The 12911-nt window shown below is 69.5% G+C and carries 12 protein-coding genes; 7 read left to right on the top strand and 5 right to left on the bottom strand.

Going from position 1 to position 12911, the window contains the following annotated elements; all coding sequences use genetic code 11:
• Positions 1 to 12 precede the first annotated feature (12 nt).
• Positions 13 to 783 carry a SigB/SigF/SigG family RNA polymerase sigma factor gene (locus AB0B64_RS28250; RefSeq protein ID WP_358180840.1) on the bottom strand — a complete coding sequence of 257 codons (771 nt, stop codon included), beginning with the start codon at positions 781 to 783 and terminating at the stop codon, positions 13 to 15.
• Positions 784 to 959: 176 nt separating this feature from the next.
• On the opposite strand from AB0B64_RS28250, the gene AB0B64_RS28255 reads away from it, so the two are divergent.
• Complete coding sequence (locus tag AB0B64_RS28255) at positions 960 to 1316, top strand: STAS domain-containing protein (RefSeq protein ID WP_357946367.1); 357 nt, start codon at positions 960 to 962, stop codon at positions 1314 to 1316.
• Positions 1317 to 1335: 19 nt separating this feature from the next.
• Here the strand turns inward: AB0B64_RS28255 and AB0B64_RS28260 are convergent, their stop codons facing one another.
• Positions 1336 to 2037 (bottom strand): GAF and ANTAR domain-containing protein, encoded by a 702-nt coding sequence (locus AB0B64_RS28260; RefSeq protein ID WP_357945827.1) that lies wholly within the window; start codon positions 2035 to 2037, stop codon positions 1336 to 1338.
• A 73-nt stretch (positions 2038 to 2110) separates the two neighbouring features.
• Here AB0B64_RS28260 and AB0B64_RS28265 point away from each other — a divergent pair, with 73 nt between their 5' ends.
• The 3 genes from AB0B64_RS28265 to AB0B64_RS28275 all read left to right on the top strand — a co-directional run bounded on the left by AB0B64_RS28265 (position 2111) and on the right by AB0B64_RS28275 (position 5765).
• Complete coding sequence (locus AB0B64_RS28265) at positions 2111 to 3943, top strand: SpoIIE family protein phosphatase (RefSeq protein ID WP_357945825.1); 1833 nt, start codon at positions 2111 to 2113, stop codon at positions 3941 to 3943.
• Positions 3944 to 4060: 117 nt separating this feature from the next.
• Positions 4061 to 5164: a glycosyltransferase gene (locus AB0B64_RS28270; RefSeq protein ID WP_357945823.1), complete on the top strand. Its 1104-nt coding sequence runs from the start codon at positions 4061 to 4063 to the stop codon at positions 5162 to 5164.
• A 10-nt stretch (positions 5165 to 5174) separates the two neighbouring features.
• On the top strand, positions 5175 to 5765 hold the full coding sequence (locus AB0B64_RS28275; RefSeq protein WP_357945820.1) for an FMN-binding negative transcriptional regulator: 591 nt from the start codon (positions 5175 to 5177) through the stop codon (positions 5763 to 5765).
• A gap of 10 nt (positions 5766 to 5775) precedes the next feature.
• Here AB0B64_RS28275 and AB0B64_RS28280 read toward each other — a convergent pair whose 3' ends face one another.
• The gene (locus AB0B64_RS28280) at positions 5776 to 6834 is read right to left on the bottom strand and encodes a helix-turn-helix domain-containing protein (RefSeq protein WP_357945817.1); all 1059 of its coding nucleotides are present in this window, start codon (positions 6832 to 6834) and stop codon (positions 5776 to 5778) included.
• 76 nt (positions 6835 to 6910) lie between these two features.
• On the opposite strand from AB0B64_RS28280, the gene AB0B64_RS28285 reads away from it, so the two are divergent.
• From AB0B64_RS28285 to AB0B64_RS28295, 3 genes are all read left to right on the top strand, one after another.
• Entirely contained in the window at positions 6911 to 7828 is a 918-nt protein-coding gene (locus tag AB0B64_RS28285; RefSeq protein ID WP_357945815.1) for a proline dehydrogenase family protein, read from the top strand.
• Positions 7829 to 9502 (top strand): L-glutamate gamma-semialdehyde dehydrogenase, encoded by a 1674-nt coding sequence (gene pruA / locus AB0B64_RS28290; RefSeq protein WP_357945813.1) that lies wholly within the window; start codon positions 7829 to 7831, stop codon positions 9500 to 9502.
• Positions 9503 to 9739: 237 nt separating this feature from the next.
• On the top strand, positions 9740 to 11638 hold the full coding sequence (locus tag AB0B64_RS28295) for a BTAD domain-containing putative transcriptional regulator (protein ID WP_358180843.1): 1899 nt from the start codon (positions 9740 to 9742) through the stop codon (positions 11636 to 11638).
• Between the two features lie 213 nt (positions 11639 to 11851).
• Here the strand turns inward: AB0B64_RS28295 and AB0B64_RS28300 are convergent, their stop codons facing one another.
• Together AB0B64_RS28300 and AB0B64_RS28305 are read right to left on the bottom strand one after the other, a co-directional pair.
• Complete coding sequence (locus AB0B64_RS28300) at positions 11852 to 12367, bottom strand: RICIN domain-containing protein (protein WP_357945807.1); 516 nt, start codon at positions 12365 to 12367, stop codon at positions 11852 to 11854.
• 217 nt (positions 12368 to 12584) lie between these two features.
• Positions 12585 to 12878 carry a hypothetical protein gene (locus tag AB0B64_RS28305; RefSeq protein WP_357945804.1) on the bottom strand — a complete coding sequence of 98 codons (294 nt, stop codon included), beginning with the start codon at positions 12876 to 12878 and terminating at the stop codon, positions 12585 to 12587.
• Positions 12879 to 12911: the final 33 nt, after the last annotated feature.

Here is a 12911-nt window from a genome sequence, read left to right on the forward strand (position 1 = left end):
TAACCGCCTTAATCAGCTGACTAGCTCACTACGTAGCTGGTCCAGCACTTTACGGAGGATTCGCGATACATGCATCTGCGAGATGCCGAACTCTGCCGCTATTTCGGCTTGAGTCATGTTCCCAAAGAAGCGAAGCAGCAGGATGTGCTTCTCACGCGACGGCAGTGCGTCGATCAGCGGCTTGACGGCCTGCCGGTCGACCATCTTGCCCAACGTATCGTCGTCCTCCGGGATGATGTCGCCGAGAGAGGCGGCGTCGTCCTCGGTTCCGAGCGGCGCGTCGAGCGACAGCGTGCTGTAGGCGGCCGAGGCGTCGAGCGTGAGCAGGACGTCCTCCTCGCTGATGTTCATCTTCGCGGCCAGTTCGGCCACGGTCGGGGAGCGTCCCAGGTCCTGGCTGAGGTCGGCGACGAGCCGGTTCAGCTCGGAGCGGCGTTCCTGGTAGAGCCGCGGCACCCGGATGGCCCAGGTACGGTCGCGGAAGTGGCGCTTGACCTCGCCGGTCATCGTGACGACGGCGTAGCCCCTGAAGGCATGGCCGAGAGTGGGGTCGAAGCCGTTGACGGCCTTCATGAGGCCGACGTACGCGGCCTGCAGAAGATCCTCCAGAGGCTCGCCGCGGTAGCGGTAGCGTCTGGCGATCTCCATGGCGAGCGAGCGGTGCATCTCGACGATGCGCTCCCTCAGGCGTTCGCGGTGACTGTCGGTAGTGGCTTCGCCGGCCATTTCGGCCAGCAACTCTTCGGCGGTCAACTCCTCGAGGACGAATTCCCGCACAGCCATGGCTGCTCCTCATATGGATCGCAGGGCCGCCTCCACCTGCGAAAAAAGCCCATGCAGAGGCATGCCTCGCTCTACATCCGAGACGGAAGCCCTCTGCTGGACTTCGGATCCAGTGTCCCCCCTCACCGCAGAAGTATTCCTCCTTCGTGCGGTGACAGTAGGGTTGCCCCGTGACAATGCCGGAGAACGGCGAAGGGGCGGTGACGGCCCTGAGCCTTACGTCGTCGACCGTGGACGAGATCACGGTGATCAAGGTCGATGGCGTGCTCGACGCCACGACGCGCGAGCAGTTCGCCGACTACCTCTCTCTGGCGGGTTCCGAGCTGATCCTGGACCTGGCCGGAGTGACGTTCATGGACTCGCGCGCGCTCGGCCTGATCGTCCACCATTGGCAGACCAGCTTGGCGTCGGGTGCCAGGTTTGCCCTGGTCGGCGTGGAATATTCAAAGTCAAAGGTCATGTGGATCACCGGGCTCGCGCAGCGGCTGCCGCTGTACGACACGCTCGACGACGCCTTGGCCGCCATTGGCTGAGCACATTCCCCTAGGGCCACTAGCGGCGGGACTTTTTCTGGTGCTCGTCGACCAGGAGCCTGGCCAGGTCCGCCACCTTGACCTGGTGGTGCTGTGAGATCCGGCGCAGTTCCTCGAAGGCCGCCTCGGACGAGCACCCGCTGGTCTTCATGATGATGCCCTTGGCCTGGTCGATCACCGAGCGGCCGGCCAGGGCCTCCTGGAGCTGGGCGGCGTCCGTACGTGCTTCCTCGAAGTCCCACAGGTTGGCCATGGCCACGCCCACCTGCTCGGTCAGCATGTCGGCCAGCGCCTGGGCGGCCTGCGGGGAGAAGGCGGCCGGCCGTACCGAATAGAGGCCGATGACCAGCAGGACAGGGTCGAGCCGGATGGGCACGGTGAGCACCGAGCGCACCCCCCAGCGGGCGGCGAGCGGGGCGTAGCGCGGCCAGCGCGAGTCGCTGAGCACGTCCGTCACGACCACCCGGCCGCCGGCCAGCCTGGCGTCGGTCGACGGGCCCTCGCCGATGTCGCGTTCGCCTTCGACCAGCATGATGAGCTCGCTGTGCGAGCCCGACACCAGCACCCGCTGGTCCCGCCAGTGCTCGGCGGAACCGCCCGAGCAACCGGGGACTCCGTCGGCCAGCGCGGTGGTCAGACCGCGCAGCACACTTTCCGTTGAGTTGTCTTCGCCCAGCCGCCCGAGAGTCGCCAGGTCACGGGCAAGTCCGGGGGTGATCATCGCCGTTGATTTCATAGCAAGCAAGCCCTACCCCTTATAGCTAGCATTATCCAGCGTGGCGTAGCGTCAGAGAATGACCATGCCCGGCCTCGAACACGCCCTGGACGCTCTGTCCGGACGTGTTTCCTCCCTGCGCGAGGCGCGGGCGGCCTACCCCTCCGACCTTGCGCCGACTCTAGACGCGGCACTCGCCGAGCTCGACACCGCCGCCGAGTTGCTGGCCGAGGCGCGTGAAGCGCTGCGCAACGCGCCCAAGCGGCAGGGCGGCAAGAAGGACGGGGGCCAGCGGGAGCTGAAGCTGCTGCGCCAGGTCTACCGGGCCTTCCCCGTGCCGGTGATCGTGCTGGACGGCGGCGGGGTGGTCCGGCGGATCAACCCCGAGACCTCGCGGATGCTGGGCAGCCCCGACGGCTATCTGGTCGGCCGGTCGTTCCCGCTGCTGGTGGACGTGTCGCGGCGGGCGGCGTTCCGTTCGCACCTGATGTCGGTGCTGCAGACCGGGCAGCCGGCCGCGTTCGAGTCGCGGCTGGCGCACCAGGGCCGGACCCATACCGTCCAGGTGGCTCTGACCAGGCTGACGATGCCCGGCGAGCCGCAGCAGATGGTGGCGGCCGTGGCGCTGCCGACCGAGGTACAGCTGCCCGAGCCGGGCGCGCGGCGGCCCGAGCAGTCCGACGGCGCGCTGCTGCTGGCGGCGGCCAAGCGCCAGGACCTGCTGGCCACGATGACCACGCTGCTGCTGGACGAGGAGGCGCTGCGGCAGCCTGTGGCGCTGCCCAGGGCGACGCGGCTGCTGGCGGCCGGCTGGGCCGACTGGGTGATCGCGGACGTGGTACGCGACGGTCTGGCCCGCCGCGCGGCCGTCGTGGCGCCCAAGGACCACCCGCTGGGCGACCTGGTACGCCAGATCGAGTCCGCCCCGCCGGCCGCGAGCCACGTGGTGACCCAGGTGCTGGAGCGCGGTTCCGGTGTGGTGCACGAGATGGTCGACGACGAAACCCTGCTGGGCTTCTGCTCCGACGGGCCGCTGCTGACGGCGATGGGCGCCGGCTCGATGCTGTGCGTGCCCATCGGCCCGGGCGACGGCGTGCTCACGCTGGTCAGGTCGCACGACCGGCCGCCGTTCACGCTGGCCGACCTGGGGGTCATGCAGGAGGTCGGGCTCCAGCTCGGGCTGGCGGTGCGCGCGCAGAGCAGCTTCCAGCGCCGTTCGCGGGCCGCCGACGCGCTGTCGGCCACCGTCGCGCCGCGCAACCTGCCGGACGTGCCCGGGTACGAGGCCGCCGCGATCTACAATCCCGGCGCGTCGGTCGGCGCCGAGTTCTACGACGTCTTCCCCGTCGCGGACGGCTGGGCGTTCGCCCTCGGCGGCGCCGCGGGCAAGGGCGAGGAGGCGGCGTCGGTCAGCGCGATGGTCAGGGGCGGGGTCCGGGTGCTCAGCGTCTGGGAGTCCGATCCCGACGTGGTGCTGCGCAAGGTGAACGAGGCCCTGGTGACGCAGGGGACCGGCATGTTCGTGATGGTCGTGGCCGGGTTCGTACGGGGCCGCAGGATCCGCCTGTCGTCCGCGGGGCATCATCCGGCCGCGCTGCTGCTGCCCGACGGGAGCGTCCGGTTCGCCTCGGGTGGCGGCGTGCCGCTGGGCATCTCGCCGGAGGCCGAGACCGAGTCCGAGGAGCTGACCGTCGCGGTGGGTGAGACGCTGCTGCTCTACTCCGAGGGGCTGATCTCCTCCAGGAACGAGGTCGGCGAGCCGTACGGCGAGGAGCGGCTGGCCGACGTGCTGGGCAGATGCGCCGGTCAGGCGCCTACGACCATCGTGAAGGCGGTCGAGGCGGACCGGCACGCGTTCTCCGGCGGACAGGTTTGGGACGAGATCGTGGTGCTGGCTCTGCGCGGCGTCTAAGTGGTGTCGGCTCTGCGGGGGTTTGCGGTTGAGCCATCTTTGGGTAAGGTCGGGGGAAGAACGACGTGCCTAAGACGCAGGCACACCTTGAAAGCTGTTTTCACGCTGAGGTGTGCCATGAATATCGCGATCGTCGCTTCCGCTACCGGTAACAAGCGTCACCACATTCTCTCCGTAGCGCGTGAACTGGGACGCGAGCACCACGTCACCATCTACTCCCGTCGTGACAGTGCCGAGGGCAAGGCCAGGACGCGGGTGGCCCCGGGTGTGATGATGGAGCACATCGAGGTGGGCCCGGCCCGCGATCTCGCCCCCGCCGACGTCATGCCGTACCTCAAGGACGTCGGCCAATATCTGAGCCGGCGCTGGAGCCAGGAACGCCCGGACGTGATCCACGCCCACTCCTGGACCGGCGGCCTCGCCGCCGTCACGGGCGCCAACGGCCTGGGGGTGCCGGTCACCCAGACCTTCCACACCGTCGACGCGGCCCACCTGAAGCTGGAGCGCGCGCTCGGCCGCAGCGCCAGAGCGGTCATCGCCGGCTCCGGTGACGAGGAGTCTGCGCTGATCCGGCTCGGCGTGCCGCGCCACAACATCGCCATCGTGCCGTACGGCGTCGACACCGAGCGCTTCCACCGCCAGGGCCCGGTCGCCACGCGCGGCAGCCGCAAGCGCCTGCTGCACCTCGGCCCGCTCACCCCCGAACGCGGCGCCCCCACGATCATCCGCGCGCTGCAGGGCCTCCAGGACGTCGAGCTGGTGCTCGCGGGCGGCCCCGAGCCGGACCTGCTCGACGGCGACCGGGAGGTACGCCGCCTGCGCGCCCTGGCCCAGCAGCTCGGCGTGGCCGACCGGGTGACCCTGCTCGGGCAGGTCAAGCGGACCGCGGTACCCAAGCTCATGCGCAGTGCCGACGCCGTGGTGTCGGTGCCACGCGAGGCCACGACGGGGATCGTCGCGCTGGAGGCCATGGCCTGCGGTGTACCCGTGATCGCCTCGGCCGTGGGCGCGCACCTCGACTCGATCATCGACGGCGTCACCGGCCTGCTGGTGCCGCCGGACCGCCCCGCGCGGACCGCGCGCCTGGCCCGCGAGCTGCTGACGGACCCGACGCTGCGCACCGCGCTCGGCTACGCGGGCGCCGACCGCGCCCGTTCGCGTTACTCGTGGGAGCGGGTCAGCCAGGAGCTGGTGCGGGTGTACGAACTCGCCTGCGCTTAAAGTTCCTTTTATGCTGATTCACCCTTGGGACGCGGGCACCGACGAGCAGTCCCTGGCGTACGTGAAGGACAACCAGTTCGGGCACCTGATAGCCGCGGGCCGCGGCCGTGAGGTGCCCGTCGTGGTGCCGACGCAGTTCCTGCTCGTGGACGAGCGGACGATCGTCCTCCACCTGGCCCGGCCGAATCCGATCTGGGCGGCGATCGACGAGAACCCCAAGGTGGTCATGTCGGTGGCGGGCCCCTGGGCCTACATCCCGGGCCGGTGGCGGGCCGAGCCCGGTGTCGAGCCGGAGCTGGGCGTGCCGACCACGTTCTACTCCTCCGTCCAGCTGATCTGCCGGGCCGAGATCGTCAAGGAGGCCGAGGGCAAGCTGGAGATCCTGCGCGAGCAGCTCGCCGACCTCGAACCCGGGCAGGGCGATCCGGCCCGGATGCCGCGGCTGCTGTCGGGCATCCAGGGGATCCGGCTAGCGATCGAGGAGATCCGCGGCAAGTTCAAGTACGACGGGCACAAGGACGACGCTCACCGGCAGCGGGTCGCCAAGGGGCTGACCGAACGCGGCGGGCCCGGCGACACCTCCGCCCTCAGCCACCTGTAAGACCCGCCGACTAAGGCGCCAGGAGGCGGGCCGCCTTGAGGCCCAGGTGGATGGTCAGCCGGTCGTCTCCCTCCGACAGGTCCCGGTGCAGCGTCCGCTCGGCCTTGCCCAGCCGGTAGTAGAGCGTCTGGCGGTGGATGCCCAGCTCGGCGGCCGTCTTCTGGGCGTGGCCGCCGTGGTCCAGGTAGACCTCCACGGTGTGCGCCAGCTCGGCGTCCAGCGCCGCCGTCTCGGCCGCCAGCTCGCGCAGGTCGCTCTGGCCGAGCCGGGCCAGCAGCCGGTGCACGCCCAGGTCCTCCCACCGGGCGACGGGCGCGAAGCGGGGGAAGTGCTCGGCGACGCGCAACGCCTGCCGCGCCTCACGCCAGCTCTGCCAGGCGTCCGCCGGGTCCGCCCGGGGGGCGCCGGTGCCGGCCGCCGTGCCGTACGCGTTCTGCAGGGTCTGGGCGACCTCGGCGGCCAGGTGCGCGGGGGCGAGCAGCGCGACGGGCGAGCCGGCGCGGGCCAGCACCCCGCGCGGCAGCGTCCAGAGGGCGGCGACACGCTCCTCCGACTCGCGCACGGCGATCGCGGTGACGGGCCCGAGTACCTCGATGGAGGCGCCGGCCCGCTCCTCAGGGTCGGCCGAGAGCAGCGCGCGCAGGCCGCGGCCGAGGTCGTGACGGCTCCTGGCCTCCTGGGCGAGCGCGGCGGCGGCCCTGGCCACGAGCGGGGCCGCCCGGCTCAGCGCCGCCTCGGTGAGGCTGCCGGAGTCGAGCAGCCACAGGTAGCCGTAGGTGACCTCGCCGTGGCGCAGCGGCCAGCAGACCCTGGCCAGGACCTTGAGGTCGGCGTCCGCGGGGATCCTGACCGGGCCGTGGGCGCGGGCGATGCCGTAGCGTTCGAAGTAGTCGCGGACCTCGCCGGTGGCGCGCCTGCGCAGGATCGATTCCTGGCGGACGGTGTCGATGTCGCCGTGCTGCGCACCATATGCCAGCAGGCGGAACGAGCGGTCCTCCAGCGTCGCGGACGCCCCCAGCAGGCGGGCGAGCTCGTCGACGGTCTCCTGTAGATCTGCCGAGTTGTGCATTTGTATGACAGCCTGCCACAAGTGGCGTTACGCGCGTCGATGGCCCGGTTGTGAGCTGCGGTTTTAGGCTGAGAACATGCTGGGTCAACTGCTACTCGCCACCTCCCGGAGCGCGCTGGTACGCCGCTCGGTATCCGGCTTCCCCCTCACCCGCAAGGTCGTCGACAGGTTCGTCGCCGGTGAGAGCGTTCAGGAGGCCCGGACCGCCATCGAACGGCTGCGCGACGCCAAACTCGCCGTCACCGTCGACCATCTCGGCGAGGAGACCCGCGACGCGAGCGCGGCGGCGGCCACCGCGAAGGCGTACATCACGCTGCTCGACGCGCTGCGCCCGCTCGATCTCGGCCCCCGGGGCGAGGTGTCGGTGAAGCTGTCGGCCGTCGGGCAGCGGCTCGACGACGCGATGGCGCTGGAGCACGCCCGCGAGATCTGCGCCGCGGCCGACGCCAACGGCTCGACCGTGACGCTCGACATGGAGGATCACACGACCGTCGACTCGACGCTCGCGATCCTGCGCAAGCTGCGCGCGGACTTCCCGTCGACCGGCGTGGCGATCCAGGCCTACCTGTTCCGCAGCGCGGACGACTGCCGCGCGCTGGCGGTCGAGGGTTCGCGGGTACGCCTGGTCAAGGGCGCCTACCGGGAGCCCGCCTCGGTCGCGTACCAGGGCAAAAGCGAGGTCGACAAGGCGTACGTGCGATGCCTGCGAACCCTCATGGCGGGGCAGGGGTACCCCATGGTGGCGACGCACGACGACCGGATCATTTCGATCACCGAGCTGCTCGCCGACCGCTTCGGCCGCCGGCTCGGGTCCTATGAGTATCAGATGCTGTACGGAATCCGCACCGACCGGCAGGAGGACCTCGCCGGGGCCGGTCACACCGTGCGCGTCTACGTTCCCTACGGCGACGACTGGTACGGCTACTTCATGCGCCGCCTGGCCGAGCGGCCCGCCAACATCGCCTTCTTCCTTCGTGCCCTTGGGGGTAAGTAAATGGACGCCATCAGCAACGTGCCCGTTCCCGCCAACGAGCGGGTGTACGGCTACGCGCCGGGCAGCCCGGAGCGTACGACGCTGGAGAACCGGATCAAGGAGCTGTCCGGGTCCTCGATCGACCTGACCATGACGATCGACGGCGAGCGGCGGCTGGGCGGCGGCGCGCCGATCGACGTGGTGCAGCCGCACAACAAGGCCTCCGTCCTCGGCCGCATTCAGGACGCCACGGCTCAGGACGTACAGGACGCCGTCGACAGCGCGCTGCGCGCGGCTCCGGCCTGGCGGGCGCTGTCGTTCGACGAGCGGGCGGCGGTCTTCCTCAAGGCGGCCGACCTGCTGGCCGGGCCGTGGCGGGCGACGCTGAACGCCGCGACCATGCTCGGGCAGTCGAAGTCGGCGCAGCAGGCGGAGATCGACTCGGCCTGTGAGCTGATCGACTTCCTCCGGTTCAACGTGGCCTACGCGCGGCAGCTGTACGCCGACCAGCCGGCGTCGTCGCCCGGGGTGTGGAACCGGATGGAGTACCGGGCGCTCGAGGGCTTCGTGCTGGCGATCACTCCCTTCAACTTCACCGCCATCGCCGGAAATTTGCCGACGTCGGCGGCTTTGATGGGAAATGTCGTCGTCTGGAAGCCTTCGCCCACGCAGCAGTTCGCGGCGCACTTCACGATGCGCCTACTGGAGGAGGCGGGCCTGCCGCCGGGCGTGATCAACATGGTCACCGGCAACGGCCAGGCGGTCTCCGAGGTGGCGCTCACGCACCCGCAGCTGGCGGGCATCCACTTCACCGGCTCGACGGCGACCTTCCAGCACCTGTGGGGCACCGTCGGCGCGAACATCGCCTCCTACCGCGGCTACCCGCGTCTCGTCGGCGAGACCGGCGGCAAGGACTTCGTCCTGGCCCACCCGTCGGCCGACCCGGCCGTGCTCGCCACCGCGCTGGTCAGGGGGGCCTTCGAGTACCAGGGCCAGAAGTGCTCGGCGGCGTCGCGGGCGTACGTGCCGCGCTCGGTCTGGTCGCGCATGCGTGACGACTTCGTCTCCGCGGCCGAGTCGCTGACCGTGGGCGACGTGGCGGGCGACCTGTCGACGTTCATGGGCGCGGTCATCGACGACCGGGCCTTCGCCAAGCACAAGGCGGCCATCGACCGAGCGCGCGGCGCCTCGAACATCGACCTGCTCACCGGCTCGTACGACGACTCCACCGGCTATTTCGTCAAGCCGACGATCCTCGAGTGCGCCGACCCCACGGACGAGATCTTCGTCAAGGAGTACTTCGGGCCGATCCTGGGCGTACACGTGTATGAGGACGGCGACTTCGACGCGGTGCTCGACCAGATGGAGAGCGTCTCGCCGTACGCGCTGACCGGGTCGATCATCGCCCAGGACCGCTACGCGATCGCCTCGGCCTCGGAGCGGCTGCGCTTCGCGGCGGGCAACTTCTACATCAACGACAAGCCGACGGGCGCGGTCGTGGGCCAGCAGCCGTTCGGCGGCGCCCGCGCCTCGGGCACCAACGACAAGGCGGGCTCGATCTTCAACCTGATCCGCTGGGTGAACGCCCGTACGATCAAGGAGACCTTCGTCCCGCCGGTCATCACGGGTCCTTACCGGGGTGACATTCCGCAGATGGCGTTCGAGCAGCCCGACCTGAAGCGGCTGGGTTACTGAGGTCCAGCGGCTGAACAGGTGAGGCACCCCGGACTCGGGGTGCCTCTCACCTATGGCCGCCCCGTCACCCGCCCGCACCTGGGACGTCCGGTCGCTTGGCCCCTTGAGCTGGAGTTTTGCACTCAGGCGGAAACCTCTGGATGGTGCCGACGTATTGCGGCAACCTGGCCAGGCACCGGGGACAGCGTTCGTCCTTCACGAACTCGACGACGGTGTGGGGCACGTTCCGCTCCGCAGGTGGAGATCGTCCTGGTGTCGGCGGGGGCCCGCATCGGGGAGGCGACGGGGGTCCATATGCGATTACAGGTGCTCGGGCCGATGCGGTTCTGGACCGGTTGCGACTGGGCGCCGATCCCCAGCCCGCGCCCCCGAACCCTGCTGGCCCTGCTGACGATCGGCGCGGGGCGGCCGATCACCACAGAACGCATGATCGCCGAGCTCTGGCCGGCCAAGCCGCCGCCGACGGCGGCCACTCTGCTCCGGGGCTACATCCTGCAACTGCGGCGCGCACTCGGCGACGACGGCGGCGAGACGATCATCACCCGGGCCTCCGGCTACGAGATCCGCCGCGCCGCCGACGAGACCGACGTCGCCCGCTTCGACGCCCTGACCGCGCAGGGGCGCACCGCGCTGGTCAAGGGCGCCGCCGGGGAGGCCCACCGGCTTCTCTCCCAGGCACTCGCCCTGTGGCGCGGCGAGCCGTACTCCGACACCCTGCCCACCTCTGCGGTGACCGCCGAGGTGAGCAGGCTGGGCGAACGCCGGCTCACCGCCGCCGAGGCCCGCATCGAGGCCGGCCTGCTGCAGGGCCGGGGGCCCGAGCTCATCCACGAGCTCCAGTGCTTGACGAGGGAGCATCCGCTGCGGGAGGGCCTGTGGGCACAGCTCGTGCGGGCTCTGTACGCGGCTGACCGGCGCGCCGACGCGCTGGACTCCTACCGCCGAGCACGCCAGACGCTCGTGACGGAACTCGGCCTGGAGCCCGGCCCTGAACTGCGTGAACTGCACCAAGCCATCCTTGAGGGCAGATCCTTACCCGGCGCGAGCGCCTCCGCCCGCCCCGCAGCCATTTCCAGCGCCACCCAGGACGGCCCAGCTTCGGCGTCACCGCCCCTGAAACCGCCCCTGGAACTGCCCCGGGACGTCCCGGCGTTCGCCGGACGGCAGCAGGACCTGGCGTCTTTGCAACGACTCATGACCGACCCCGGCGGGTCGAGTGCCGTCGTGATCACCGGGGGCGGCGGCATGGGCAAGTCGGCACTGGCGATTCATCTGGCCCATCGCTTACGCGACCACTTCCCCGGCGGACAACTCTACGTCGACGTGCAAGGATCCCGCGAAGAAGCGACGCCCCTCCAGCCCACCGAAGCCCTGGCCCGGATGTTGCGGGCCCTCGGCGTCGCGCCGGCGGATGTGCCGGCGGAACCGGCGGAGGCGGCGACCCGGTTCCGTTCGCTCACGTCGGGCCGCGACCTGCTGGTGCTTCTCGACAACGCGGTGGACACGGCCCAGGTCGAACCCCTGCTCCCCGGCGAGCGCTGCGGCGTCCTCATGACCGGCCGCCGCTCCCTGACGACCCTGGGCTGCGCCGTCCACCACCTGAACGCCCTGTCTGAGCAGGAGTCACTGGCCATGCTCGGCAGCCTCGCGGGCGAGGAACGCGTCAGAGCCGACACCGACGGGGCCCGGCGAATCGTCGGCTCCTGCCAAGGCCTCCCCCTCGCCGTGCGCATCGCCGCCGCCCGCCTGACGTCCCGCCCGCACTGGCCTCTGGGCTGGCTGGCGGACAAGCTGGAGAACGAACAGCACCGCCTGGACGAACTGCAAATAGACGACCTGTCCCTTCGCTCCGCCTTCGCCGTCAGCCTGCGCGACCTGGAGGGCGATCCCGGCGGGCAGGAACTGACCCGTCTGCTCCGCCGCCTCGCCCTTTGCCGTCCGCCCCAGGTGACGATCCCCCTCGCCGCCACGATCTCGGGCACAGCGCCCGACCAGGCCGAGAAGCTACTCGACAGGCTCCTCGACGCCCGCCTCCTGGAGTCCCCCGAACCGGGTCGCTACCAGATGCCCGATCTCCTGCGCCTGTTCGCCGAGGAGCAGGCTCTCCGCCACATCTCCCGGGTGAGCGGAATCTGACTCGCGACGCGCGGTCAGTTCGCCGCCGGTCGGCGGCATCGAACCCGCCCCCTGAACGGGTTTCCGCCCCTTCTCCGATCTGCCTGCTATCAGCCTGGTCAGGGCCGGTTTTTGCCTGCTAGCGGGGATGCTGTCGCTAGCAGGCAATGCTGCTAGAGGCGTTTGCCGGAGTAGAGGTTGATCATGGCGCCGTCTTTGTACCACCACTTCCCATCAACGGCGCCATTTTTCGTCGCGGGCGTCTCGGTAGCAGGGCCACTGAATGAGCTGCTGGCCGGCGTTGCGGCTCGAGGCCACACCGAGGCATTTACCGGAGTAGACGTTGACTATGGCGCCGTCTTTGTACCACCACTTCTCATCGACGGCGCCGTTGCAGGTGTACTGGATGGCGCCGGCACCGTCTTTGAGGCTGGACGCCACGCCTATGCATTTCTTCGAGTAGTTGTTCCGCAGGAAGAACGCCCGGCGTCCGTGGCTATCCGTGGTCGATACCCAGTCCCAGAGCTCATCCGACGCTTTGTTACAGCGCCACTGGATCACCGGAGTTGAATTCTTGGTCTTGCTGCCGACGCCGACGCACAGGGCGCTGAAGCGGTTTTTGATGGAGCTGCCGGAAGCACTGGCTGTTCCGGAGGACGACGCGCTGGCGGTTGCCGAGAACGACGTAAGGACCGCCACTAATATAGCGGCGACGCCGGTCAGCGCGACTCTTGCGGCGACGGCGCCCATCACCGAAGGTCGCACTCGCCGGACGTGTGTGCGATTCCTGCTCTTTTCTTGCTTCCTGGTAGTCATATCATGTTCGACCCTTGATCGAGGTGAAAGGTTCGCCGTACCTCGGGACATTTTCCGGCGTCGCCCCGGGAAGGAACAGGCCTTTATCCACATTGCCTCATACGAACGAGATCTTGCCCTTGAAAGCTCGAGCTAGCGCTCATCGCACCACCTACCACAGCCAGGAGATCAAGAGCGTGATCGCCTCTTCTACGCTGCTCGTGCCGGCTCGCCCGGAATCGGATTCCAGCAGGAACGGGGGATCGCCATTAGGCATTGAATCGAGCTGCAGTTCGATGGCCCCGGATCGTCGCCTGATGAACCACACGTTGTCGTCGTCGGCCGCATGGGTTTTCGATATCCGCTCAACCTCGATATCCGCGAACGCTTTCCTGAGGGCGGCGAAAATCTTGTCGACGGGACCGCCGACAAGATCATCCGCCCCCCAGGAAAGTCCTTCAGTCATGAGGGATACCGTTGCCGATCGCACCCGCGCCCT

Origin of the sequence: Nonomuraea sp. NPDC049129 (assembly GCF_040648495.1) — a bacterium.
In the GTDB taxonomy this organism is placed as follows: domain Bacteria; phylum Actinomycetota; class Actinomycetes; order Streptosporangiales; family Streptosporangiaceae; genus Nonomuraea.

Bases quoted from the DNA above. Each gene is read 5' to 3' on its own strand.
- AB0B64_RS28280 (WP_357945817.1), bottom strand. From the start codon at position 6,834: ATGCACAACTCGGCAGATCTACAGGAGACCGTCGACGAGCTCGCCCGC.
- AB0B64_RS28255 (WP_357946367.1), top strand. From the start codon at position 960: ATGCCGGAGAACGGCGAAGGGGCGGTGACGGCCCTGAGCCTTACGTCG.
- AB0B64_RS28285 (WP_357945815.1), top strand. From the start codon at position 6,911: ATGCTGGGTCAACTGCTACTCGCCACCTCCCGGAGCGCGCTGGTACGC.
- AB0B64_RS28305 (WP_357945804.1), bottom strand. From the start codon at position 12,878: ATGACTGAAGGACTTTCCTGGGGGGCGGATGATCTTGTCGGCGGTCCC.
- AB0B64_RS28270 (WP_357945823.1), top strand. From the start codon at position 4,061: ATGAATATCGCGATCGTCGCTTCCGCTACCGGTAACAAGCGTCACCAC.
- AB0B64_RS28250 (WP_358180840.1), bottom strand. From the start codon at position 783: ATGGCTGTGCGGGAATTCGTCCTCGAGGAGTTGACCGCCGAAGAGTTG.
- AB0B64_RS28300 (WP_357945807.1), bottom strand. From the start codon at position 12,367: ATGGGCGCCGTCGCCGCAAGAGTCGCGCTGACCGGCGTCGCCGCTATA.
- AB0B64_RS28265 (WP_357945825.1), top strand. From the start codon at position 2,111: ATGACCATGCCCGGCCTCGAACACGCCCTGGACGCTCTGTCCGGACGT.
- AB0B64_RS28275 (WP_357945820.1), top strand. From the start codon at position 5,175: ATGCTGATTCACCCTTGGGACGCGGGCACCGACGAGCAGTCCCTGGCG.
- pruA (WP_357945813.1), top strand. From the start codon at position 7,829: ATGGACGCCATCAGCAACGTGCCCGTTCCCGCCAACGAGCGGGTGTAC.
- AB0B64_RS28260 (WP_357945827.1), bottom strand. From the start codon at position 2,037: ATGATCACCCCCGGACTTGCCCGTGACCTGGCGACTCTCGGGCGGCTG.